Source organism: Thauera linaloolentis 47Lol = DSM 12138, from assembly GCF_000310205.1.
GTDB classification, from domain to species: Bacteria; Pseudomonadota; Gammaproteobacteria; order Burkholderiales; family Rhodocyclaceae; genus Thauera; species Thauera linaloolentis.
This window is the reverse complement of the sequence record NZ_AMXE01000022.1, coordinates 15,340-38,426: the sequence shown is the minus strand read 5'-3', so window position 1 is coordinate 38,426 and position 23,087 is coordinate 15,340. Positions and strand designations below refer to the sequence as shown.

Here is a 23,087-nt window from a genome sequence, read left to right as displayed (position 1 = left end):
CTGGCAGGGGCGTGGGACGTTTGCGCGCGGCCGTCCGGCACTGCCTGCTGCCCCTGTGCTTCGGGCTGCTGGCCGGGCCGGCGCAGGCCGGCGCCGATGGCGGGGTCCGTGACATCGCCATCGGCGTCTTCGCCTACCAGGGCGAGCAGGCGGCGACGCTCGACTGGGCGCCGGTCACGCATTTCCTCAACGCCCGCCTGCCGGGCTACCGCTTCCATCTCGAGCATTTCGACGCCGACAGCCTGCGCAGCGCGATCCGCGACCGGCGTGTCGATCTGGTCATCACCAATCCCGGCTACTACGTGGCGATGGAGTACGAGTTCGGCCTCAGCCGGATCGCCACGCTCGATTCGCCACAGGCCCTGTCGCCGGAGAGGGCGACCGGCTCCGCGCTCATCGTTCGCAGCGATCGTGGCGACCTGCATGGTTTCGAGGATCTGCGCGGCCAGCGTCTGGCCGCGATCGCACCGGATGCCTTTGGCGGCTACCTGCTGGTCGTGCGCGAGATGCTGGCGCAGGGCATCGATGCGGAATCGCGCCTGAAGGAGGTCCGTTTCCTCGGCGTGCCGATGATGCAGATCGTCGAGGCCGTGCAGCGCGGCGAGGTCGACGCCGGTGTCGTGCGCAGTTGTTTCCTGGAGCAGGCCGCCGCCCGCGGGGAAATCGATCTCGGCGCTTTCCGCGTGCTGGCCGATCGGCGCGGCGGGGCCGGGCCGGAGGCGGGCTTTCGGTGCGGCTTGTCGACGCCGCTGTATCCCGACTGGCCGATCGCGGTGACGCGTTCGGCCGACCGCGGCTTGTCGAAGCAGGTTGCCCAGGCGCTGCTCGCGATGCCCGGCGGCGAGAGCGGCATGGCCTGGACGGTGCCCGCCGACTACCAGCCCGTGCGCGACCTGTACCGCGAACTGCGCACCGGCCCCTATGCTTACCTGCGCGACATCACGCCGGCCGGCCTGTTGCGCCGCTACTGGCCGGCCTTGCTGGTGCTGGGGCTGGTGCTGACGGCCTGGGGGGTGCATACGGTGCGGGTCGAGCATCTGGTGCAGCGGCGCACCGCCGAGCTGCGTGCCTCGCTGCGCGCACGCGACGAAGCCGAGGCGCGGGTGCGCAGCCACCAGGAGCAGATGGAGCACCTGTCCCGCTTGTCCATCCTGGGGGAGCTGTCGGGCAGTCTGGCGCACGAGATCAACCAGCCGTTGACCACCATCGGCAACTACGCCCGCAGCCTGCTGCGCCGCCAGGCCGACGGCCGCCTGACCGAGGCGGCGGTGGTCGAGGCCTGCGGCGAGATCGACAGCGAGGCCGAGCGCGCCGGCGGCATCATGCGCCGCATCCGCGACTTTGCCCGCAAGCGCACCGCAGTGCGCGAGCCGGTGGACATGCCGGCACTGATCGACGGCACGCGCAAACTGATCGAGGGCATGCTGCTGCAAGCGCCGCCCATCGTCTGCGAAAGCAATCTGCCGCCGGGTTGCGAAGTGTTGGCCGACGCGCCGCAGATCCAGCAGGTGCTGCTCAATTTGATGAAGAACGCCATCGACGCAGGCCGCGACCTGCCGCCCGGACGCCAGGGGGTGGAGGTCCGCCTGGACCTCGCCGACAAGCGCCTGGTAGTGCAGGTCGCAGATCGGGGCTGCGGCCTGTCGCCGGAGCAGCAGGCCCATCTTTTCGAGCCTTTCTTCACCACCAAGCCGGACGGCCTCGGCCTCGGGCTGCCGATCTGCAAGACCATCATCGAAGCCCACGGGGGTCGCCTGTGGGCGCAAAGCAATGTACCGTCGGGCATGTGCTTTTCCTTTTCCTTGCCCTGCCATGCCGTTTCCAACTGAAAGCGCGCTCGTCTACGTGGTGGACGACGATCCTGCGCTGTGCCGCTCGCTGCGTTTCCTGCTCGAAACCGAAGGCTGGCCCGTGTGCCTGTTCGATTCGGCCGAGGCCTTCCTCGACGCGCTCGGCACCCAGCCCGCGCCGAGCCAGCCCTGCTGCCTGCTGCTCGACATCCGCATGCCGGCGATGAGCGGCCTGGAACTGCAGCAGGTATTGCGCAACCGGGGCTTCGATGCGCCCATCCTGTTCATGACCGGGCATGCCGACGTGTCGATGGCCGTGCAGGCGATGAAGTGCGGGGCCTGCGATTTCATCGAGAAGCCTTTCAACGACCAGGCCGTGCTCGACGCCGTCGCAGGCGCGGTGCGCCGCTGCGCCGACATGCTCGATGGCGCCCATCGCCGCGATACCGCCCGCGCCGCGCTCAGCCACCTGTCGCCGCGCGAGCAAGAGGTCGCCCATCTGGTCGCGCGCGGCCAGCCCAACAAGCTGATCGCCGCCGAACTGGGCATCAGCGAAAAGACCGTGCACATCCATCGCCAGCACGTCATGGAAAAGGCGGGCGTATCTTCGGCGGCGGAACTGGCGAGGCTGTTCTTGCGAGTCGATCCGGGGGCGCTGGATTAGCGGCCAATGTGAAACAGGCCGGCGTTTCCGCCGGCCTGTTTCACTTCACGGCGTCCAGCCGCCGCTCAGTAGCGCGCGTCGCTCGGCTTGCCGCCCTTGGGCCAGTCATTGAGCTTGGGCGCGAAGTCCGGGCGCGGCAGGTGGCTGAAGTAGGCCGCCACGTCCACCGCCTCCTGGTCGGATAGCCCGCCCTGACCCAGCGGGAAGCTTTCATGGAAGGCGATCGGCATGTTGCGCTTGACGAAGGCCGCCGCGGTGTAGATGCGGGCCATGCCGGCGCCGATGTTGAAGGAGTGGTCGCCCCCCAGCGGCGGATAGACCCAGCGTCCCTTCGCGTCCTTGATGCCTTCACCTTCGGCGCCGTGGCAGATGGCGCACTGGGCGGCGTAGATCAGCTTGCCGTTGTCGGGGTCGGGCACGATGCTGCGGTCGATCTTGCCGATGCCGCGTCCTTCCACGCGGTCTTCAGGCTTGGTCTCGCGCTTCATCCAGTCGAAGTAGGCGACCATCGCTTTCATCTCGTCGGATGTCTTGGGCAGGGGTTTGCCGTTCATCGAGCGCTGGAAGCAGCCGTTGATGCGCTCTTCAAGCGTGATGTCGCGGCCGGCGCGGGCGCCATAGCTGGGGAAGAAGGCAGACACGCCGACATAGGGCGAGCCGTCGGCCACGGTGCCGGCGTTCAGGTGGCAACTGGCGCAGTTCATCGCCGCGCCCACGTGATCGGGCAGCATGCGGGCGGTGTCGATGTTCAGGCGTGCGCCCAGCACGAGCTGCTCGGCGTTCGGTTCCTTGAGCATGTCGGCCAAGCGCGGCGTCTCGAACGGCCGGCCGTTGATGCCCTTGGCGTCGAGGTGCTTGCGGGCGTCGCCCACGTCGCTCGCCGCGATCTCGCGCGCATCGGGACGCCCCCAGCTGCGGCGCGTGAAGTTCAGGATGTCGGCGATTTCCGTGTCGCTCAGTTGCGCGAACGCGGGCATGGTCAGCGGTCGCGAATGGGTCTCCGTGACCGGCGTGCGCCAGCCGGTAAGCATGATGCGGACCAGCGTGGCCGGGTCCTGCGACTGCAGCGTGTGGTTGCCGGTCAGCGGCGGGAACACGCCGGGCACGCCGTCGCCGTTGGCACGGTGGCAGTCGGCGCAGAACTGCAGATAGCCCAGGCCGCCGCGCGTGGTGAAAATGTTCGTCGGCACGTCCTCGTCTGGCGCTGCACCCATGCCCGCCGGCAGCGGGACGATGTCCGGCGCCGGGCCCTGGGCCACCTGCATCGGCAGGTCGTCCTTGCCGGGGGGCAGCGCCTTCAGGTATATGCCCAGCGCCAGCAGGTCCTCGTCCGTCATGTACTGGGTGCTGTGTTGCACCACGTCCACCATGTTGCCCGAGACGGTGCCGTGCTTGTTGCGCCCGGTCTTCAGCATCTCGGCGGTGTCCTCGGGCGTCCACAGGTTGCGCAGGCTCAGCGCGCGCCAGCCCTCGACGGTTTCGCCGGCCAGGAACAGGTGGCCCTTGCCCCCCTGGTCGCTCATGGTCTTTTCCTGGAAGGCGATGCCGCGCGGCGTGTGGCAGGCGCCGCAATGGCCCAGGCTCTGTACAATGTAGGCGCCGCGGTTCCATTGCGCCGATTCGTCCGTGACGGGCTTGAACGCCTCGTCGTCGAGGAAGACGGCATTCCACAGCGACAAGCCCCAGCGCATGCTGAAAGGCCAGTCCATGTCGTTTTCCTTGTTCGGTTGCGCGACCGCTTCGACACCGTTCATCATGTAGGCGTACAGGTCGCGCATGTCCTGTTCCGTCATCCGGGCATAGGACGGGTAGGGCATGGCGGGGTAGAGATTGTGCCCGCCGGCAGCCACGCCTTTGCGCATGGCGCGGTCGAACTGCTCGAAAGTGTATTGGCCGATGCCGCTGCTGCCATCGGGGGTGATGTTGGTGGAGTAGAGCGTGCCGAACGGTGTCTCCAGCGCCAGCCCGCCAGCCATCGGCTTGCCGCCGGGCGCGGTGTGACAGGCGACGCAGTCGCCCAGGCGGGCGACGTATTCGCCGCGCTTGACGGCCTCGGTCTGCGCCGTGTCGGCCGATGCGGCAGCGGAGGCCAGCAACAGCGAACAGCCGATACCGACCGTTCGCAGGATCGCTCGCGTATTCATGGAATCACTCCCTTTCTTGTCTATGGGCATCTGAATTGTCTGGGAGCTTATTTCCTTGCCGATAGAAGGGGTATTAGAAAATTTCCCTAGTGAATGCCGTCCGGTGGCGTGAGAGGGGAAGGCTCGGTAAGCTGGCCGCTTTCGTTCCCTGGCATGGAAAAGCGATGAAAAGCACCGTCGATCAGGTCTTCGTCGGACGTGTGCGCCTGATGCTGCCCGATGGCGAAGCCAGCGCGATCTTCAAGTCGGCGGTCGACGGCCCGGTGCGCCTGGGCGCGACCGGGCTGGAGGGCGACGAGCAGGCCGACCTGCGCCACCACGGCGGACCGGACAAGGCGCTGCACCATTACCCCGCGGAACACTACGCGCTGCTGGCCGAGGAATGGCCGCAGTGTGCGGCGCTGGTCGGGCCCGGCGTGCTTGGCGAGAACATCAGCACGCGCGGCCTGACCGAGCACGAGATCTGTATCGGCGACGTGCTGCGCATTGGCGAAGCGCATGTGCAGGTCAGCCAGCCGCGTTCGCCGTGCTGGAAGATCGACCGCAGGCTGAAGGTAGAGGACGCCTCGCGCTTCGTCGAGGCCGCGGGCGTCACGGGCTGGTATTACCGGGTGCTGCGGGAAGGCCGCCTGTGCGCCGGGGATGAAGTCGAACTGCTCGAGCGGCCGAATCCCTGGCTGACCCTGGCCGGGTATTGGGATACGGTGACCGCGCACCGGCCCGATCCCGCCGCCTTGCGCCGCATCGCGTCGGCGCCGGGCCTCGCCGGGGACAAGGCCCGGCGCTGGCTGGAAAGGGCCGCCTGGCTGGAGGCGAATACCGGCTGAACGCGGCACATGGCGGCAGGCGCAGGCGACAATGTGCGGCTACACTGAAGAGCATTGGCGGCGCCTGGCGCAAAAGGGTGTTTCAGGGGCTAACGGGACGGCTTCGCATGGCATTCAAGCTCATCGTTTTCATCGGTATCCTCATCGCGGTGGCCGTGCTCGGCGTGCGTGCCTACCGGTCTTCCGTGCGCGGTTTCGAGGCACGGCAGCCGTCTTCGGGCCCTTGCGATGGCGATTCGAACTGAGCGGCGATTCCCCGGTTTTACCACCCAGAGGAGACTCACATGTCCGATCACGTCTATAAGCTCGTCGAGGTCGTCGGCTCGTCCCGCGAGAGCAGCGATGCCGCCATCCGCAACGCCATCGAGGTGGCTGCGCAAACCATTCGCCACATCGACTGGTTCGAGGTCGTGGAGACCCGGGGCCATGTCGTCGATGGCAAGGTGGCGCACTTCCAGGTCACGCTGAAGATCGGCTTCCGGCTCGAAGCCGACTGAAGCCTCTCGTCATCACGCCCGTTCAGTCGCCGCGGATCAGGGCGCGCGAGCGGGCGTTGCCTTGGTTCAGGCCGATGGTGCAGCCGAAGGGATCGACAAGTATCGCGGCGCGTGCGCCGAACCCGGTGGTGATGGGGCTGCGGTACAGGACGGCGCCCTTGTGCTCCAGATGACGGATCGCGACTTCGATGTCCTGAACTTCCCAATACACGGTGGTGCCGCCGATGCCGCCCGGGCACTTCGAATCCGCCGGATGGAAGCCGATCGTGAGGCCGTCCGCATGAACGAAAGCGAACTGCGGGTTCTCGTGGCGCACGGTGCCACCCAGCAGATCCGCGTACCAGGCCGCGGCGGCTTCGATGTCCGGTACGAAGCGGATGATGGATTCGATGGTTCGCAGCATGGTGGGAGAGGTGTTCAGCAAGATGCCTGCCGCATCGCCTCCCGGCTGCATTCGTCCAGCAGGTGGACGATGGAGCGGTAGGGCAGGCCGGTGGCGGCGGTGAGGCCGATCTCGCAAGTCTGGTTGCTGGAGTAGCCGCCGCAGCAGCCGGCCGGGATGTCGGCGGCCAGCTTGCGCAGGGCGTGGGCGTTCAGTTCGGGCACGACGAAACCGCGGTCGCCGCCGAAGCCGCAGCATTTTACTTCCGCCGGCAGGGTCACTTGTTCGGCACAGGCGCGGGCGAGCTGGGTGAGCTTGCGTTCGAAATCCATGCGGCGCGCGCTGCAGTTCAGGTGGATCAGCACCGGCTCGGTTTTCTTCGCCAGCATCAGGCGCGGCAGCAGCGCGTCGTGGGCGAATTCGACCAGGTCGTAGACCGGCAGGCGCTCGCCGAGGAAAGCCTTCATGCGTAGCGAACAGGCGCTGGCGTCGAGCACGATGGGGTAGCGGCCGTCTTCGCTCGCGTGGCGCAGCACGGCTTCGAGCTCGGCGGATTTGCCGTCGGCTTCGGCGGCCAGCCCACGGCTGGCGAAGGACTGGCCGCAGCACAGGGCGTCGATGCCGTCGGGGACGAAGGGGGCGTAGCCGGCGCGTTCGAGTACGCGGATGACCGTGGCCGACAGTGCATGCTCGGGCGTGTCGGCGCCGAACATGCGTCCCGCACAGGTCGGGAAGTAGACGACTTTGTCTCCCGTGGCGGCGGGCGTGGCGCGGCCCGCCGGCTGGGGGCGAGGCATGCCCGCCTTCCACGCGCCGCCGGTGAGGCGGGCGAGCAGCGGCGTGCCGAGCACCGATTCGGCGAGGTGTCCGGCCTTCAGTGCGCCGCGGGCCAGTGCTTGCGTGGCGCCGAAGTTGTTGGCCGCGACGCGGCCCAGCATGCGCGCGACCGACGACAGGTTCTCGCCGCGCACCGCGCGTGTCAGCGCCCCGGTTTCGATGCCCACCGGGCAGGCGGTGGAGCACAGGCCGCACGTGGCGCAGGTGTCCAGGCCCATGTAGAGATAATCGTGCCCGAGTTCGCCGGGTGCTTCGCCCGCCGCCTTGCGCCGTGACAGTTCGCGCCAGCCGACGATGCGCTGGCGCGGCGACAGCGTGAGGCCGTGCGACGGGCATTGCGGCTCGCAGAAGCCGCATTCGATGCAACGGTCCACCGGCGCGTACAGCTCGCCCGCGGCGGGCATCGGCTTGAGATGCTTCAGGTGAGCCTGGGCGTCGTCGTTGATGATGACGCCGGGGTTGAGCAGTTCTTCCGGATCGAACAGGCGCTTGATTTCCTTCATCAGCGCATAGGCCTGCGCGCCCCATTCCAACTCGACGAAGGGCGCCATGTTGCGCCCGGTGCCGTGTTCGGCCTTCAGCGAGCCGTCGTACTTGTCCACCAGCAGGGTACAGAGCTCGTCCATGAAGGCGGCGTAGCGGGCGACTTCGGACTCGATGCCGAAGTCCTGGGTGAACACGAAATGGACGTTGCCTTCCAGCGCATGGCCGAAGATGATCGCCTCGTGGTAGCCATGTCTGGCAAACAGGTGCTGCAGGTCCAGGCAGCAGGCGGCCAGGTCGGGCACCGCCACCGCGATGTCCTCGATGATGACCGTGGTACCCGGCTTGCGCACCGCGCCCACCGCGGGGAAGGTACCCTTGCGCACGTTCCACATGCGGTCGATCTCGGCGGCGTCGGTGGTGAAGGCCGGGGCTTCGATCAGCGGATGGCGCGCCAGTTCAGCGAGTACCGCCGCCATGCGCTCGGACAGCGCGGCGGCGGACGGGCCGCGCGTCTCGATCAGCAGCGCGGTGGCGCCGTCGGCCAGTTCGCGCAGCAGCGGCGGCATGCCCGGCTTGTCGGCCACCGCGCGCAGAGAGGCGCGGTCGAGCAGTTCGACCGCATCCACCGGCGCGGATTTCAACCCGGCCACCGCCCGGCAGGCGCTGTCCATGTCGGGGAAGAACACCAGCGCGCTGGCTTTGTGCGCGTATTCCGGCACGGTGCGGTAGGTGACGCGGGAGATGAAGCCGAGCGTGCCTTCCGAGCCGATCATCAGGTGGGCGAGGATGTCCACCGGGTCGTCGAAATCGACCAGGGCGTTGAGGCTGTAGCCGGTGGTGTTCTTGATCTTGTACTTGCTGCGGATGCGCGCGCACAGCGCCTCGTCGGCCTTGATGCCGGCGGACAGCGCGGCCAGGCGGCCGAGCAAGGCGGCGTGGCTGCTGCGGAAGGCGGCCACGCTGGCGGCGTCGGCGGTGTCGAGCAGGCTGCCGTCGGCCAGCAGCACGCGGATCGCGGCCAGCGTGTTGTAGCTGTTCTGCGCGGTGCCGCAGCACATGCCGCTGCTGTTGTTGGCGGCGATGCCGCCGATCTTGGCGGCGTTGATCGATGCCGGGTCGGGGCCGATCTTGCACCCCAGCGGCGCCAGCCGGCGGTTGACCTCGGCGCCGATGATGGCCGGCCCCACTTCCACCGTGGCGCCGTCGGCGGCGATGCGACAGGTCGCCAGCCCTTCACCGAGCAGCACCAGCACGCCGTCGGTCACCGCCTGGCCGCACAGGCTGGTGCCGGCCGCGCGGAAGGTCACCGGGCGCTGGTGGCTGCGAGCGAGCGCGATCACGTCGCGGACTTCATCCTCGTCATCGACGACGGCGACGACTTCCGGGATCAGGCGGTAGAAGCTGCCGTCCGTGCCATAGGCGAGGCGGCGCAGTTCGTCGGTGATGACGCGCTCGGCGGGCAGCCGGCGGCGGAGGGCTTCGATCAGTGCGGACATGAGAGGACATCCCGTCGGGAAATGGAAGCCGGACGGGTGGCGCGGAAAGCGGCGGCCGCCGGACAAGGCGGATGAAGGCGCGAGTCGCCTTTCGACGGGCTGCTCATGTCTCCTCCTGAAAGCGCCCGCCGAGCATGCGGGGCTTGTTTGATTATTGGTAATACCAATTTAAGCGCTAGCGGAAAAATCTACTGGCAAGCTCTTCGGGCGTCAATGATCGATTTCGTGAATGATCGAACCATCGACTTCTATCGTTCATTTTTTTCACGGGCTTACGTCTGGAAATGGCGCCGATGCTGGATGTGACGCCTTTTTTGTTTGGTAAGACCAATATCAAAAAATCGTGAATGCGTATCGGTGTTCGCGATGGATTCGGGTGTGCACGGGCGCCGACCGCAGACGGGAGGGCGAGAGCAAAAAGAAACGGCCGCCGGATGCTGTCCGGCGGCCGTTCGATGGATTGCCATCGGCTGCGGCCGGTGGGCCGCGCGTAATGGCTCGTGCCTCAGGCCTGCACGCCGGTGAGCTGGTGCAGGCGCGCGACGGTGTCGGCATCCAGTCCCAGCCCGCGCGCCAGTTGCCGCAGGTAGGCCAGTTCGGCCTCGGTATCGAGGTGGATGGCCAGCAGCGAGGCGCCGTACACCTGCGCTGCGATCGCCTGGTCGGGCACGGCCGCGATCAACGATTCCAGGTCCAGCGGCCGGCGCAGCTCGGCGGCGACGAACTGCTTTTCTTCCGCCGTGATGCCGTCCTCGCCGATTTTGCCGACGATGCGCTGGATCTCGTCCTCGTCCACCTCGCCGTCGGCCTTGGCCGCCGAAATCATCGCGCGCAGCACGAGCTCTTCCGTCTCGGGTGAGGTCATCGCAGCCAACTGGGCCGCCTCGATCTGGCCGGACGCGCCGCTTGCCTGAGCGCTGGCGAACCCGGCCGCGGCGCTGCGCGAGCCTTGCCAGTTCTTCAGCGCCGCCATCGCCAGCGTGGCGAGGATGGCCATGCCGGTGCCGCCGAGCGGATTGCTGGAGCCGGACCGGCTGGTGCCGCCGCCGCCCAGCACGCCGCCGAGCAGATCGCCCAGCCCGCCGCCCGCCCCGCTGCGGCCGGTGGAGGCCCCGCCGAGCAGGCCGCCTAGCAGGTCGCCGAGGTTGCCCGCGCCGCCCCGGGATGCACCCTGGCTCCCGAGCACGCTGCCCAGCACGTCTCCCAGCCCGCCGCCTGCACCGCCGCGGCCGCCGCCGCCCGCACCCAGTACCGTGCCGAGCAGATCACCCAGGTCGCCGACGCCGCCCAGCCCGGCTGGACCCAGGGTGTGGTCCAGCCGCGAACGGCTCTGGTTGGCCATGCCTTGTTGCAGGATCTGGCCGATGATGTTGCCGAAACTCATGGTGTTCTCCGGTTTTTGTCGTGATGCAGAGGGATTGTAGCCGCCCCGTGCGGACGCGGGCGTGACGATGCGATGAGGGAACGGCGTGTCGGGCGCTGCGGCATTCGTTAAAATCGCGCATTCGCGTCCGGATGCGTTGTCCGGCCGGCCCGTTTTCCGCCCAGTCTCCGAGGATTCCTCCGTGAAATACATCTCCACCCGCGGCCATGCCGGCCAGTCCGCCAAGCCCGAGTTCTGCGACATCCTGCTGGGCGGCCTCGCACCCGACGGCGGGTTGTACCTGCCCGAATCCTATCCGCAGGTGACGCGCGCCGAACTCGACGCCTGGCGCGGCCTGTCCTATGCCGAACTGGCTTTCGCCATCCTGTCGAAGTTCATCACCGACATCCCGCCGGCGGATCTGAAGGCGATCTGCGACAAGACCTACACCGCCGAGGTGTACCGCCACGTGCGCGAGGGCGACGAGGCCGGCGACATCACACCGGTGCATTGGCTGGAGCAGGGCAGGCTGGGCCTGCTGGAGCTGTCCAACGGCCCGACGCTGGCCTTCAAGGACATGGCGATGCAGTTGCTCGGCAACCTGTTCGAGTATGTGCTGGCCAGGCGCGGCGAGACGATCAACATCCTCGGCGCCACCTCGGGCGACACCGGCTCGGCGGCGGAATACGCCATGCGCGGCAAGCACGGCGTGCGCGTCTTCATGCTGTCGCCGCACGGCCTGATGAGTCCTTTCCAGCGCGCGCAGATGTATTCGCTGCAGGACGACAACATCTTCAACATCGCCGTCACCGGCATGTTCGACGACGCGCAGGACATCGTGAAGGCGGTGTCGAACGACCATGCCTTCAAGGCTGCGAACAAGATCGGCGCGGTCAATTCGATCAATTGGGCGCGTGTCGCGGCGCAGATCGTGTATTACTTCAAGGGCTATTTCGCCGCGACGAAGAGCAATGACGAGCAGGTCGCGTTCTGCGTGCCTTCGGGCAACTTCGGCAACATCTGCGCCGGCCACATCGCCCGCCAGATGGGCCTGCCGGTGGCGAAGCTGATTCTCGCCACCAACGAGAACGACGTGCTCGACGAATTCTTCCGCAGCGGTGTCTACCGCCCGCGCAAGGCGGCGGAGACGCGCGTCACCTCCAGCCCGTCGATGGACATCTCCAAGGCGTCCAACTTTGAGCGCTTCGTGTTCGACCTGGTGGGGCGCGATCCGCGGAAGGTTGCCGCGCTGTGGGCCGAGGTCGATGCCGGCCGCGCCTTCGACCTGTCCACGTCGTCCGAATTCGCGCGCATCGCCGACTTCGGCTTCGTGTCGGGCGCGAGCAGCCACGCCGACCGGCTGGCGACCATCCGCAAGGTGTTCGAACAGTATGGCGTGATGATCGACACCCACACCGCCGACGGCGTCAAGGTGGCCTGGGAGCGCGCCGCAGAGGTGCCGGCCGGCGTGCCGGTGCTGGTGCTGGAGACCGCGCTGCCGGTCAAGTTCGCCGACACCATCGTCGAGGCGCTGGGCCGAGAGCCCGGGCGCCCCGCCGACCTGGAAGGCATCGAGAAGCTGCCGCAGCGCGTCGAGGTGATGGCGCCCGACGCCGAGGCCGTGAAGCGCTTCATCGTCGAGCGCATCTGAGACCGCGGGCCTTGCCGGCGCCATTCCGGGGAGAAGCGGGAAGGGCGCCGGCGACGCCCGCGCGGGCCGTGGGCGGAAACGGAGGGTCAGGCCTCTTCGGGCTGCGGATCGGGGACGAAGCCGAGAAAAGCGGCCACGGATCGTTGTCCAGCGGCGGCCAGGCCCTGAAGCGGCAGGCCTTTCCAGCGCAGATGCACCGGGCGTTCGCCCGACATCAGTGCACATAGCGCATCATCGTCCGCAGCCTTGCCCGATGCATCGCCGACATCGGCTATCAGCATGGCCAGATCGCGGTCGTCCAGCGCGGCCGGGCCAAGGCCGGTGGCGAGGAAGACCCGGCCTTCGGCGTCGAGCAGCAGCGGGCCGGCCACGGCGGTGCGGCGTCCGGTGTGGGTGACGAAGCCGCCGTTGGGCTGCAGGCGCAGCACCCAGGGCGCGCTTTCCAGCTTCACATACACGCGCTGGGGCCCGTTGTTCACCAGCCAGCGGCCTTCGGCGTCATGCGTGTAGCGCGCATTCAGAAAGGCGATCAGCCCGGGATGGGCGATTACCTCGCCCTTCAGGCGCCAGCGGCCGCGGGCGTCGAGCGACAGCCAGCCGTAGCAGGCGGGGACGGTCGGCCAATGCGGCAGCGAGGACGGACCGGCGCAGTCCGGCATGGGGGCGTTCAGGCCTCGACGTGGCGCAGCGACAGATCGAGCGCGTGCACGTCCTTGGTCAGCGTGCCGATGGAAATGCGGTCGACGCCGGTCTCGGCGATGGCGCGCACGCGCTCCAGGCTGACGCCGCCGGAGGCTTCGAGCTCGGCGCGGCCGGCGTTGATCGCCACCGCCTCGCGCATGTCGTCGAGGTTCATGTTGTCGAGCAGCACCATCTTCACGCCCGCATCCAGCGCTTCCTTCAGTTCGTCCAGGTTCTCGACCTCGACTTCGATGAAGACGTTGGATGGCGCGATGAGGCGCGCCTGGTCCACCACGTCGCGGATGCTGCCGGCGGCGATGATGTGGTTTTCCTTGATCAGAATGCCGTCGTAGAGGCCGACGCGGTGGTTGGTGCCGCCGCCGACCGCGACCGCGTATTTTTGCGCCAGGCGCAGGCCGGGCAGGGTCTTGCGGGTATCGACGATCTTGGCCTTGGTGCCGGCCACCGCGTCGACGAAGCGGCGCGTCACCGTCGCCGTGCCGGACAGCAGTTGCAGGAAGTTGAGCGCGGTGCGCTCGGCCGTCAGCAGCACCCGCGCGCGGGCGATGATGTCGCACAGCACGTCGCCGGCTTTCACCGCGTCGCCGTCGCGCACATGCCAGTCGACCACCGCCGCCGGGCTGAGCGCGGCGAAGGCGGCGTTGAACCAGGCGGTGCCGCAGATCACCGCGTCTTCGCGCGTGATCACGCGGCCGCGGGCCTCGGTGTCGGGCGCAATCAGGCGTGCCGTCAAGTCGCCGGTGCCGATGTCTTCGGCCAGGGAGGCGGCGATGTTGCGCTGGATTTCGACGCGAAGCTGTTCAGAGAGCATGGTGATGGTCTGCAGGGGTCATCGGAGGCGCGATTTTAGCACCGGGGACGGACCCGGACGGGCGGCGGATGCCGCCGGCGGGCCGCTTTGCGGCCTTTGCTTGCGCCGTGGGCGAGGAGGAGAATGCCGTGCTCTGGCGCTCGCCGGCGCCCGTTCCGTATCGGGGCGGGCCGGCGAGCGCCGTTTTCCGGTATCCGCCTTGAAACCACGCGACTTCATCGAGCTTTTTTCCCTGGCTGCCATCTGGGGCGCCTCCTTCCTGCTGATGCGTATCGCGGCGCCGGATTTCGGCGCGTTTCCCCTGATGGCATTGCGCGTGGGCCTGGCCGCGCTGGTCCTGCTGCCGGTTCTGGCGCTGCAGGGCGGGATCGGCACCTTGCTCCGCCGCTGGAAGGCGCTGCTGTTCGTCGGCTTTTTCGCCTCGGCCTTGCCTTTCGTCTTCTATGGCTATGCGCTGCAGTCGGTCGGTGCGGGCTTCGCGTCGATCGTCAATGCGACCACGCCGCTGTTCACCGCGCTGGTGGCCTGGGTATGGCTGAAGGACAGGCTTGCCCCGGCGACGCTCGCCGGCATGCTGGTGGGCCTGTGCGGCGTGGTCGTGCTGGTCTGGGGGCAGGCATCGTTTGCGGTCGGGGGGAGCGGGTTGGCGGTGCTGGCCTGCCTCGGGGCGACTTTTTCCTATGGTGTTTCCGCGGCGCTGACCAAGCGCTACCTGACGGGTGTTGCGCCGATGGTGACGGCGACCGGATCGCAGTTGTTCGCCGCGCTGCTCCTGTTGCCGCCCGCGCTCGCAAGCTGGCCCGGACAGCCGCCCGGGGCCGGCGTGTGGCTGGCAGTGGTGGCGCTGGCGGTGGTGTGCACCGGGCTCGCCTATGTGATCTTCTTCCGCCTGATGGCGAACGTCGGCCCGGCACGCGCGGTCACGGTCACCTTCCTGATTCCGGCGTTCGGCATGCTGTGGGGCGCGCTGGTGCTGGACGAGGCGATCACGCCGCGGATGCTGCTCGGCTGTGGCGTGATCCTGCTCGGCACCGGCCTGGCGACGGGGGCATTGGGCCGTCTGCGCCGGAGAGGGCGCGATTCCCGCTGAACGGAAAAACGCGCGGGGCCGCCGTTCAGTGGTTGCCGAGCGTGATCAGCGGGCGCGCATCGCGCGTGCCGTCGCGGTGCGGGCCTTGCTGCGCCTCGATGAGCCAGCCGTTGAACACACCGCGCGCGGCATCGATGGTCTCGCTTGCGCTCAGGCCGATCGGGCCGATGCCTTCGCGCGCCAGCCGATCGGCGGCTGCGCCGTGCAGATGCACGGCCGCGATGAGCGCGGACTCGGCAGGCCAGCCTTGGGCCAGCAGGCCGACGACGAGCCCCGTGAGCACGTCTCCCATGCCGGCGCTCGCCATGCCGGGGTGGCCGCTGCCATTGATGAACCAGCGTCCGTCGGGTGAGGCGACGATGGACCCGCAGCCTTTCAGGACGACCAGCGCACGGTGGCGGGCTGCGATGTCCAGTGCGGCCTGCAGGCGGTCGGCCTGGACTGCCTCGGTGCCGATGCCGAGCAGGCGGCCGGCTTCAGCGGGATGCGGGGTCAGGATGCTGGGTACCTGGCGGGCAGCGAGCCGGGTCCGGAGCGTGGCATCGGAAGCGATCAGGTTCAGCGCGTCTGCATCCAGCACGAGCGGAACCTCGCGGCCGAGGGCCGCGGCGAGTTGCGTGGCGGCGTTCATGTCGGTGCCCAGGCCCGGGCCGACGGCCAGGGCGCTCAGCCGCTCCGGCAGGCGCGCAGCCTGGCGCAGCATCAGTTCGGGATGGGCGAAGTCGACCGCGGGTCCATTGGGATCGAGCAGCCCGACATAGACCCGGCCGGTGCCCAGCCAGAACGCCGAGCGTCCGGCAAGGAGCGCGGCGCCGACCATGCCCGCATTGCCGCCGAGGATGCCGGCATCGCCGTAGAGGCCCTTGTGGCTGTTGCGCGGGCGGGGGCGGAGCTGGCCGTGGAACAGGGCGGGCGTGACGGCATGGCCGGCCGCGGGCAGCCACGCCGGCGCGTCGATTTCGAGGCGCTGGACGTTGATGTCGCCGCAGTAGTCCGGACCGTCGTTGGTCAGCAGGCCCGGCTTGAGCGAAATGAAGGTGGTCGTGTGGGTGGCGCGGAAGGTCGTCCCGAGGGGCAGGCCGGTGTCGGCGTCGAGCCCGCTGGGGACGTCGAGCGCCATGCGCGGCGAAGGCTGGGCGTTCAGGGTCTGGATCCAGCCGGCGCAGCGTCCTTCGATCCGGCGCTTGAGGCCGATGCCGAACAGCGCGTCCACCACCAGCGCCCAGCCTTGCGCCGGCGCCGCGGGCAGATCGGAAACCAGGTGGCCGCCCGCGGCGAGGTAGTCCGCATAGGCCTTGGCCGCTTCGGCGGGCAGATTGGAAACCTCGCTGGTGAAGGCGACCTGCACGTCGCGCCCGGCCTGCGTGAGCTGGCGGGCCATGACGAAGCCGTCGCCGCCGTTGTTGCCCGGTCCGCAGGCGATCAGGATCGGGCCGGGGCGGTCCATGATCAGGCGCACCGCATCTTCGGCGGCGGCGCGGCCCGCCCGCTCCATCAGCGGCGGCCGAGCGCTGGGAATGAGCTTGCCTTCGATCTCGCGGATGCCGGCAATGGGGTAAATCGGTAGGGCGGACAGGAACATGATGGGCGCGCCGTCAGGTAAAGGTGAAATTGTAAGGCTCGCTGCGGTGCAGCGTGAACGTTCATCGAAGCTTCATTTGCAGGAGACACACTTCACGAGGATGCTTTGCGAAGCGCGTTATATTCCTCGTTCTTGTTTTCCAACCCCGGGGTTTGTTCCATGCTGTGCGACACGCGACTCACGGTTCGGCTGCGCCAGGTGCTGGAACGGCGTGAGCTGAAGTTCGTTTTCCAGCCCATCGTGGATTTGTCCCGGGCCGATCTCCTGGGCTACGAGGCATTGATGCGCGGGCCGGCCGACACGCCGCTGCACGCGCCCGAGGTGCTGCTGGGCGAGGCCCGCCGCTGCGGGCTGGTGCGGGAGCTGGAGATGGCTGCGTGCACCGGCGCAATGCACGCCTTTGCGGCGCAGAACCTGCCCGGCAAGCTGTTCCTCAACCTGAGCGGCCCGGCCATTGCCGCGTTCAGCGAAACGGAGGGCCGCGACCTGCTGCGCAACGTGGCCGAAGCCGGCCTGACGCCGGGCCGGCTGATACTGGAACTGACCGAGCACGAACGGGTGGAGGACGCCGAGGCACTGCAATCGGCGTTCGTGGCGCTGGCCCGCCATGGGGTCGGGCTGGCGCTCGACGACTTCGGCGACGGGCGTTCGAGCCTGCGCCTGTGGGCGCAGTTGAAGCCGCGCGTGGTCAAGGTCGACAAGTTTTTCGTGCATGGCATCCACAACGACCGCCGCAAGGTCGAAGTGCTGCGTTCCATCCTCAACCTGTCGACGGCCTTCGGTACCGCCATCGTCGCCGAAGGCGTGGAAGAGGCCGAGGAATTGAGCGTGCTGCGCGACCTCGGCTGCCATTTCGGCCAGGGCTACCTGTTCGGCCGCCCGGCGGAGCGCCCCGGCACCACGGTGGCCGAGCCGGCGAGGAAGGTGCTCGACTCGTGCAAGGTCGCGGTATTGCCCAATGCGGCGCCGCGCGGCGACCTGGTGGAAACGGTGGGGCGCCTGAAAGTGCGCGCGCCGACCATTTCCGTGACCTCCACCAACGCCGAACTGATGCAGCTGTTCGCCCAGCATCCCGACCTGCAGGCCGTGGCGGTGGTGGCCAACGAGCACCCCATCGGGCTGATGAACCGGCGCCAGTTCGTCGACCGCTTCGCGCGGCCGTACTCGCACGAGCTCTACGGCCGCCGCCCATGCACGCTGTTCATGAATGACGCGCCGCTGCGCGTCGAGGCCAGCACGCCGATCGACGCGTTGATCACCGTGCTCACGGGGGATGACCAGCGCTACCTCTACGACGGCTTCATCCTCACCGAGAACGGCCGCTACGCCGGCCTGGCCACTGGCGAAAGCCTGGTGCGCGCGGTCACCGAGCGGCGCATCGAGGCCGCCCGCCACGCCAACCCGCTCACCTTCCTGCCGGGCAACATCCCGATCACCGAGCACATCGGCCGCCTGCTGGGCGCGGGCGGACGTTTCGCGGCCTGCTACTTCGATCTCAACAACTTCAAGCCGTACAACGACCTGTATGGCTACTGGCGCGGCGACGAGATGATCAAGCTTGCCGCGCGGGTGATCGCGGCGCAGACCGATCCGTCGCAGGATTTCGTCGGCCACGTGGGCGGCGACGATTTCGTCGTGCTGTTCCAGAGCGAGGATTGGCGCGAACGCTGCGAACGCGTGGTGCACACCTTCAATACCGGGGCGCGGGCGCTGTTCGATGCCGAGGAACTGGCCCGCGGCGGCTTCGATAGCGAAGACCGGCGCGGCTTCCGCGTGTTCTTCCCGCTGACGACGATGGCCGTCGGCGTCGTGCATGCGAGCGCGGGGCAGTTCCAGTCGCCGGAAGAAGTGGCCTCGGCCGCCGCCGCCGCGAAGAAGATCGCCAAGCAGTCCGGCAACGGGATACATGTGGCGCCTGCCGTATGCCTCCACACACTGCCGGAGGTCGCGATCGCGGTCGCTTCCTGATGCTGCCCGCTGCGGGCGGATGCGGTGCCGAAACGCCGAACGCCGGGGCGCCCCGGCGTTCGTGATTCTGGCTGCGGGTCAGAAGCTGTACTTCAGCGAGGCCATGAAGTTGCGCGGCGCACCGTAGGTGCCGTAGTCGCCGTTGCTGCTCAGATAACGCTTGTCCAGCGCATTGTTCAGATTCAGCGAAACGGACAGATTCCGATCGATCTGGTAACGCCCCATCAGGCTGACCAGGGCAAGACTGCCTTGCCTGTGATCGAAGCCGCTTCCGCTGTTGTTGGCATTCTGCCAGTTGACGCCACCGCCCACAGTGAGCTTGTTCCATTCGCCCGGCAGCCGATAACTGGTGAACAGCTTCAGCGTCTGGCGAGGAACATAGGTGAGCACGCGTTCGCCGTTGCCGTCCTTGCTGACCGCAAAGGCATAGCCTGCCGAAAGTTGCCAGTCAGGGGTCAGCTCGCCATTGAGTTCCAGTTCAATCCCACGGGCGCGGGTGTTGCCCAGCAGGTCGTATGTGAATGCGTCGGCGTTCCATACTGCAAGATTGTCCACTTCACTGCGGAACACTGACAAGCTGCCCGTGAGGCGGCCGCCGGCAAAACTGGCCTTGACGCCTGCTTCGTAGCTGACGCCTTCTTCAGGTTGCAACTGCGAGGCCGTGAAGTAGTCGTTGAGCCAGTCATCCTGCGGCCGGAAGATCTTGGTGTAGCTGGCATAGACCGACCAGGTGTCGTTGAGCGCATGCACGATGCCTGCATAGGGAACGAAGGTATTCCTGCGCTCGCGAAGGGAGTAGTCGCCCCAGAGCAGGCTGGTGACGTCGATATCCCGCGTCCAGCGCGTCGTACGGCCGCCCAGCAGCAGGCTCGTGCTGTCTGTCAGTGAAAAGCGGGTGTTCACGAATGCGCCGTAGTTGCGCTCTTCGCTTTTGTTGCCGCCGGTGTTGGCAAATGTCGGTGCTGGCGCATTGGCCCAGTCTTGAAGCGTGGTGGCAGTCGGATATCCTGCATCCAGCGTGTAGGCAGAACCGTCCGATTCGAGTCTTGAGAGGGTAAGCCCTGCAATCAGTTCGTGATCACGGCCGAAGAGCGGAAACACGCCTGAAACATAGGCGTCGACGTTGTTCTGCCGCAGTTCGCTGTCCCAGCGGTTCGGGCGTATCGTCATGCCTGCACCGGTTGCCGGGTCAATCGAGCCAAGCATGCTCGCGATCAGACCGTCGTACTCGTAGCGTGTGTGGCTGTACTCCACCTTGCCGACCCATCCGGAACTGAAGCGGTGTTCCAACGAGGCGAAGATGCCGTCCATGTCGTGCTTGTAGTAGCGCCATTTCTGGCTGGTGTTGTCCGAGGGTGACAGGGGAATGCGCTGGCCATCGCTGAAGTATAGCGGCCGGCCGACGATGGCGGAATCGGTGTCCTGGCGCAGGTGGTTGAAGCCGAGTGTGAGCAGGGTTTTCTCGCTCAGGTCGAATTCGCCGATGCCGTAGAGCGCGAGTTTCTTCTGGTGGAAACGATCCACCCAGGCACCTTCGTCCTTGTAGTCGCCCACCAGCCGCAGGCGCGCCGTGCCGCTTTCGTTCACAGCGCCGGAAGCATCGGCGCCGACGCCGTAACGATCCCAATTGCCGGCCTGGGTGGTCAAGGAAAACTGCCGCTCGGCGGTCGGCCGCTTGCGAATCAGGTTGACCGTGGCCGCGGGCGTGCCAAGGCCGTTCATGACGCCCGTGGCACCGCGCACCACCTCCACACGGTCGTATGCGGCCGTGCTGGCGAGAAAGGGGCTCATGCCCGAAAAGGTAGGCACGCCATCGATCTGGAAGTTGCTCAGGCTGGCGCCGCGCGCATACATGTTGGGGGCGTCCTGACCAATCGAGCCTTGGGCAACGTAGATGCCCGGCGTGGCGTCGAGTACGTCGACCAGCGTGTCCAGCTTCTGATCGTCCATGCGCTGGCGCGTCATCACCGTGACCGCCTGCGGCGTCTCCTGCGGCGTCAGGTTGAGCCGCGTCGAACTGCTGGTGGACCAGGTGATGTAGGAGCCGGTGCCTTCGGTGGTGGCGCCGGATGCCTTGCCGGAGATGGTGACGGCCGGCAGCAGGGCTTCCGGCGCGGGCGCCTCCGGGCTTGGCGCGATGGTGAAGCCGTTGCTGCCGCTGGCCTGGGCGCGCAGGCCGCTGCCGGCGAGCATGCGGCTCAGGGCTTGTTCGATGCTCATCCGCCCGGAAACCGCGGGCGCCGGGCGGCCGCTGAGCAATGCGCCGTCGGCGAAGATCTGCGCTCCGGTCTGGCGCGAGAGTTCGTTCAGCGCGCTGCCCAGCGGCTGGGCGGGCAGATCGATGTCGACGCTGCGTTCCGCCTGTTGCGCGCCGGTCTGCGCATGGGCCGGCGCGGGCGGGCCGGCAAGCAGGGCGAAAGCGCCGCACAAGGCGGCGGCGATGGGCAGCAGGCGGCTGCGGGGCTTGTTGCGCTGGGGCATGGTGGCTCCTGTCCGGGTTATGCGCGCTTCGACCGGAAAGCACGCTTCAGAACAGAAGACGTTTGGGCGGGAAAAACGGAGACAGGGGATTTTCGGTTTTCAATTCGTCACCGGGCCTCGGCGTCACCGCGCCGTCAGCTGAACGCTGCCGTCGTCGAGTGTTTCCACGTCCAGCGGCAGGATGGCGGGCAGGGCGCGGACGAGGCTGTGCGGGTCTTGGGCGCGGAAGCGGCCGTTTAGGCGCAGCATGCCGGTGCGGGGGTCGGCGAGCGCGATGGGCTGCTGCCGGTAGGCGTTGATGGTGGGCAAGGCGTCGGCCAGCGGCATGTCGTCGAAAACCAGCCAGCCGTCACGCCAGGCGGCGATTTGCCCGGGGGCGACCGGGCGGACGGTTTCGGGGTGGCCATCGTGCAGGGTCAATGCTTCGCCGCCATGCAGGTCGATGGCCGGTGGGCCGAACAGCGGCAGGCGCGCGAAGCCTTCGGCGCGGGGGGTGAAGCGGACGTGGCCGTGTTCGACGGCGATGTCGACCGTGGCGCCGCGGTCCGACACGCTGAAGGCAGTGCCGACGACTTCGATGTCGCCGGCGCGGGTGCGCACCCGGAACGGGCGCGCGGCATCGGGGGCAATGGCGAAATAGGCTTCGCCGCCGGTCAGTGCCACGCTGCGGGCGGCGCGGCTGAGGCTGGCGCGCAGGTGGGTGGCGGGCGCGAGCTGGAGGCGGCTGCCGGGCCGGCCGGCAGGGCCGTCGGGCAGTTCGGCCAACAGGAGGTCGCGAGTGTTGTTGCGATAATCGCGGGCAAGCAGGGTTTCGTGCTGCCGGTACCACCATGCGCTGCCGCCGAGCAGGCCCGTGGCGCCGCCGGTGAGCAGCAGGGCGAGAATCTGCCTGCGCCTTGGCTGTGGGAGGCCTGCCGGCGGGGCGTCGAAATGTTCGCGCAGATCGGGAGCCATGTTGCCGAGCATTTGCCAGCGGTTCCGGGCTTCATGGCAGGCCGCGGCGTTTTCCTGCGAACGGGCCTGCCAGCGCGCGAGTTCGGCTTCGGCTCTGGCGGTGGCTTCGGGGGTGTCGATGGCGGCCCGGGCGATCAGGCGCAGGGCCTTTTCCACCAGGCGTTCGTCGATGCGGGCATTCATCGGCTGTCCTGCCCGCCGGGCCCGTCATCCGCGTCCCGGTAGCCATTGGCCGGTTCGACGTGTTCCGGCAAGCTGGCCTGGAGTTCGGCGAAGATGTGCGCGCAGTCGAGCGTGGCGCGCACCACATGCTTGGCCACGGTGCTCTCCTGGATACCCAGGCGGGTGGCGATTTCGGTCCGGCTCATGCCGTAGGCGCGGAACAGGATGAAGACCTCGCGCCGGGCGCGGGGCAGGCGCATCAACTGGGCCACCACCCGTTCGATGATCTGGCGCTGCGCGGCAATGTAGTCGGACGCGGGGGCTGCCTGCAGACCCTGGGCGGCGGCATGCCCGGCTGCCCAGTCACGGGCGGTCTGCTGGCTGCGGTAGTGGTCGACGCAGAGATTGCGGGCAATGCGGAACAGCAGGGCGCGGGGCGACTCGATGCTGGCGCCGCGCCTGCCCTGCAGCGAAGACAAGAGTTGTTCGTAACTGCTTTGGGCGATGTCTTCCGCGTCGAAGCGGTTCCCCAGCTTGTTGCTGAGAAAGCGCTGAAGTTCGCGGTAGTGCGTGAGCACTTCGGCTATGGTGGAAATCGAGGACGACACGTGCGGAAAGCCGGGAAACAAGCTTGTGAATGATAATTCTTATCATTGTATGGGTGTTTCGTCCGAACAAGCCAGGGCGCAGAACGGTGCGGAGCGTTTCCGTCCCGTCCGGTTACATGCGACGATTCCAGCCTCGATCCCGAATGCAGGAGTGTTGAAGCCATGAGACGAAAAACCATTCTGACGCTGCTGGCAGTGGCGGCCGTTTCTGCACCTGCGACGCTGATTGCGGCCGATAGCGATCCATGCCTGGAAAAGCGTCGCGACATCGAAAGCCAGATCGAGCATGCCCGCGTGCATGGGAACCGCGATCGCCTCGCCGGGCTGGAACGAGCGTTGGCTGCGGCAGAGGCCAACTGCACACCGGAAGGGCTGCGGCAGGCGCGTGAGCGTGATGCGGCCGAAGCGGCGGAGAAGGTTGCCGAACGCGAGCGCGAACTGGCCGAAACACGTGCGGAAGGCAAGGACGCGGACAAGATCGCCAAGCGCGAGGCCAAGCTTGCCGAAGCGCGCGACGAACTGCGCCGTGCCAGGGAGGCGCTTGGTCGGTAGGGGCCGATCACAGTGGGGTTATCGTCCATCTTCCCGGGGA

The 23,087-nt window shown here is 67.7% G+C and carries 19 protein-coding genes; 9 read left to right on the top strand and 10 right to left on the bottom strand.

Annotated features, from left to right (window positions below):
- Positions 1-11: 11 nt before the first annotated feature.
- Positions 12-1,829, top strand: a complete 1,818-nt coding sequence (locus C666_RS08165) for a sensor histidine kinase (RefSeq protein ID WP_245603881.1) — start codon at positions 12-14, stop codon at positions 1,827-1,829.
- On the top strand, positions 1,813-2,454 hold the full coding sequence (locus C666_RS08160) for a response regulator transcription factor (protein WP_028791961.1): 642 nt from the start codon (positions 1,813-1,815) through the stop codon (positions 2,452-2,454). Before C666_RS08165 ends, C666_RS08160 begins: the two co-directional genes overlap by 17 nt.
- A 65-nt stretch (positions 2,455-2,519) precedes the next feature.
- On the opposite strand, the gene C666_RS08155 is transcribed toward C666_RS08160, so the two are convergent.
- Complete coding sequence (locus tag C666_RS08155; protein ID WP_004336494.1) at positions 2,520-4,598, bottom strand: c-type cytochrome; 2,079 nt, start codon at positions 4,596-4,598, stop codon at positions 2,520-2,522.
- Between the two features lie 164 nt (positions 4,599-4,762).
- Here C666_RS08155 and C666_RS08150 point away from each other — a divergent pair, with 164 nt between their 5' ends.
- The 3 genes from C666_RS08150 (at position 4,763) to C666_RS08145 (ending at position 5,922) form a co-directional block, all read left to right on the top strand.
- Entirely contained in the window at positions 4,763-5,425 is a 663-nt protein-coding gene (locus tag C666_RS08150; RefSeq protein WP_004336493.1) for an MOSC domain-containing protein, read from the top strand.
- 107 nt (positions 5,426-5,532) lie between these two features.
- Complete coding sequence (locus C666_RS20700) at positions 5,533-5,670, top strand: hypothetical protein (protein WP_004336492.1); 138 nt, start codon at positions 5,533-5,535, stop codon at positions 5,668-5,670.
- Between the two features lie 39 nt (positions 5,671-5,709).
- The gene (locus C666_RS08145) at positions 5,710-5,922 is read left to right on the top strand and encodes a dodecin (RefSeq protein WP_004336491.1); all 213 of its coding nucleotides are present in this window, start codon (positions 5,710-5,712) and stop codon (positions 5,920-5,922) included.
- Positions 5,923-5,944: 22 nt separating this feature from the next.
- On the opposite strand, the gene C666_RS08140 is transcribed toward C666_RS08145, so the two are convergent.
- From C666_RS08140 to C666_RS08130, 3 genes are all read right to left on the bottom strand, one after another.
- Positions 5,945-6,346: a VOC family protein gene (locus C666_RS08140; RefSeq protein WP_028791960.1), complete on the bottom strand. Its 402-nt coding sequence runs from the start codon at positions 6,344-6,346 to the stop codon at positions 5,945-5,947.
- Entirely contained in the window at positions 6,340-9,123 is a 2,784-nt protein-coding gene (locus C666_RS08135) for an FAD-binding and (Fe-S)-binding domain-containing protein (protein WP_004336488.1), read from the bottom strand. The genes C666_RS08140 and C666_RS08135 overlap by 7 nt, the downstream gene beginning before the upstream one ends.
- Before the next feature lie 505 nt (positions 9,124-9,628).
- Complete coding sequence (locus C666_RS08130) at positions 9,629-10,507, bottom strand: tellurite resistance TerB family protein (RefSeq protein WP_004336487.1); 879 nt, start codon at positions 10,505-10,507, stop codon at positions 9,629-9,631.
- Between the two features lie 181 nt (positions 10,508-10,688).
- Here C666_RS08130 and thrC point away from each other — a divergent pair, with 181 nt between their 5' ends.
- Positions 10,689-12,137, top strand: coding sequence for a threonine synthase (thrC, locus tag C666_RS08125; protein WP_004336486.1), 1,449 nt, complete (start codon positions 10,689-10,691; stop codon positions 12,135-12,137).
- Between the two features lie 86 nt (positions 12,138-12,223).
- Here the strand turns inward: thrC and C666_RS08120 are convergent, their stop codons facing one another.
- Both C666_RS08120 and nadC read right to left on the bottom strand, forming a co-directional pair.
- The gene (locus tag C666_RS08120) at positions 12,224-12,796 is read right to left on the bottom strand and encodes a DUF2946 family protein (protein ID WP_004336485.1); all 573 of its coding nucleotides are present in this window, start codon (positions 12,794-12,796) and stop codon (positions 12,224-12,226) included.
- Positions 12,797-12,804: 8 nt separating this feature from the next.
- Positions 12,805-13,650 carry a carboxylating nicotinate-nucleotide diphosphorylase gene (nadC, locus tag C666_RS08115; protein ID WP_004336484.1) on the bottom strand — a complete coding sequence of 282 codons (846 nt, stop codon included), beginning with the start codon at positions 13,648-13,650 and terminating at the stop codon, positions 12,805-12,807.
- A gap of 199 nt (positions 13,651-13,849) precedes the next feature.
- On the opposite strand from nadC, the gene C666_RS08110 reads away from it, so the two are divergent.
- On the top strand, positions 13,850-14,740 hold the full coding sequence (locus tag C666_RS08110) for a DMT family transporter (protein WP_004336483.1): 891 nt from the start codon (positions 13,850-13,852) through the stop codon (positions 14,738-14,740).
- Positions 14,741-14,765: 25 nt separating this feature from the next.
- Here C666_RS08110 and C666_RS08105 read toward each other — a convergent pair whose 3' ends face one another.
- Complete coding sequence (locus C666_RS08105; protein WP_004336482.1) at positions 14,766-16,322, bottom strand: bifunctional ADP-dependent NAD(P)H-hydrate dehydratase/NAD(P)H-hydrate epimerase; 1,557 nt, start codon at positions 16,320-16,322, stop codon at positions 14,766-14,768.
- Between the two features lie 159 nt (positions 16,323-16,481).
- Here C666_RS08105 and C666_RS08100 point away from each other — a divergent pair, with 159 nt between their 5' ends.
- Positions 16,482-18,290: an EAL domain-containing protein gene (locus C666_RS08100; RefSeq protein WP_004336481.1), complete on the top strand. Its 1,809-nt coding sequence runs from the start codon at positions 16,482-16,484 to the stop codon at positions 18,288-18,290.
- Between the two features lie 78 nt (positions 18,291-18,368).
- Here C666_RS08100 and C666_RS08095 read toward each other — a convergent pair whose 3' ends face one another.
- The 3 genes from C666_RS08095 to C666_RS08085 form a co-directional block, all read right to left on the bottom strand.
- A complete protein-coding gene (locus tag C666_RS08095) occupies positions 18,369-20,771 on the bottom strand; it encodes a TonB-dependent siderophore receptor (protein ID WP_004336480.1) in 2,403 nt (800 codons plus the stop codon).
- 123 nt (positions 20,772-20,894) lie between these two features.
- The gene (locus tag C666_RS08090; protein WP_004336478.1) at positions 20,895-21,908 is read right to left on the bottom strand and encodes a FecR family protein; all 1,014 of its coding nucleotides are present in this window, start codon (positions 21,906-21,908) and stop codon (positions 20,895-20,897) included.
- Positions 21,905-22,495 carry an RNA polymerase sigma factor gene (locus C666_RS08085; RefSeq protein WP_211206727.1) on the bottom strand — a complete coding sequence of 197 codons (591 nt, stop codon included), beginning with the start codon at positions 22,493-22,495 and terminating at the stop codon, positions 21,905-21,907. Before C666_RS08085 ends, C666_RS08090 begins: the two co-directional genes overlap by 4 nt.
- 162 nt (positions 22,496-22,657) lie before the next feature.
- On the opposite strand from C666_RS08085, the gene C666_RS08080 reads away from it, so the two are divergent.
- A complete protein-coding gene (locus C666_RS08080) occupies positions 22,658-23,047 on the top strand; it encodes a DUF1090 domain-containing protein (protein ID WP_004336474.1) in 390 nt (129 codons plus the stop codon).
- Positions 23,048-23,087: the final 40 nt, after the last annotated feature.

Bases quoted from the DNA above. Each gene is read 5' to 3' on its own strand.
- C666_RS08080 (WP_004336474.1), top strand. From the start codon at position 22,658: ATGAGACGAAAAACCATTCTGACGCTGCTGGCAGTGGCGGCCGTTTCT.
- C666_RS20700 (WP_004336492.1), top strand. From the start codon at position 5,533: ATGGCATTCAAGCTCATCGTTTTCATCGGTATCCTCATCGCGGTGGCC.
- C666_RS08160 (WP_028791961.1), top strand. From the start codon at position 1,813: ATGCCGTTTCCAACTGAAAGCGCGCTCGTCTACGTGGTGGACGACGAT.
- C666_RS08150 (WP_004336493.1), top strand. From the start codon at position 4,763: ATGAAAAGCACCGTCGATCAGGTCTTCGTCGGACGTGTGCGCCTGATG.
- C666_RS08145 (WP_004336491.1), top strand. From the start codon at position 5,710: ATGTCCGATCACGTCTATAAGCTCGTCGAGGTCGTCGGCTCGTCCCGC.
- C666_RS08090 (WP_004336478.1), bottom strand. From the start codon at position 21,908: ATGAATGCCCGCATCGACGAACGCCTGGTGGAAAAGGCCCTGCGCCTG.
- nadC (WP_004336484.1), bottom strand. From the start codon at position 13,650: ATGCTCTCTGAACAGCTTCGCGTCGAAATCCAGCGCAACATCGCCGCC.
- C666_RS08105 (WP_004336482.1), bottom strand. From the start codon at position 16,322: ATGTTCCTGTCCGCCCTACCGATTTACCCCATTGCCGGCATCCGCGAG.
- C666_RS08135 (WP_004336488.1), bottom strand. From the start codon at position 9,123: ATGTCCGCACTGATCGAAGCCCTCCGCCGCCGGCTGCCCGCCGAGCGC.
- C666_RS08095 (WP_004336480.1), bottom strand. From the start codon at position 20,771: ATGCCCCAGCGCAACAAGCCCCGCAGCCGCCTGCTGCCCATCGCCGCC.
- C666_RS08120 (WP_004336485.1), bottom strand. From the start codon at position 12,796: ATGCCGGACTGCGCCGGTCCGTCCTCGCTGCCGCATTGGCCGACCGTC.
- C666_RS08155 (WP_004336494.1), bottom strand. From the start codon at position 4,598: ATGAATACGCGAGCGATCCTGCGAACGGTCGGTATCGGCTGTTCGCTG.
- C666_RS08130 (WP_004336487.1), bottom strand. From the start codon at position 10,507: ATGAGTTTCGGCAACATCATCGGCCAGATCCTGCAACAAGGCATGGCC.
- C666_RS08100 (WP_004336481.1), top strand. From the start codon at position 16,482: ATGCTGTGCGACACGCGACTCACGGTTCGGCTGCGCCAGGTGCTGGAA.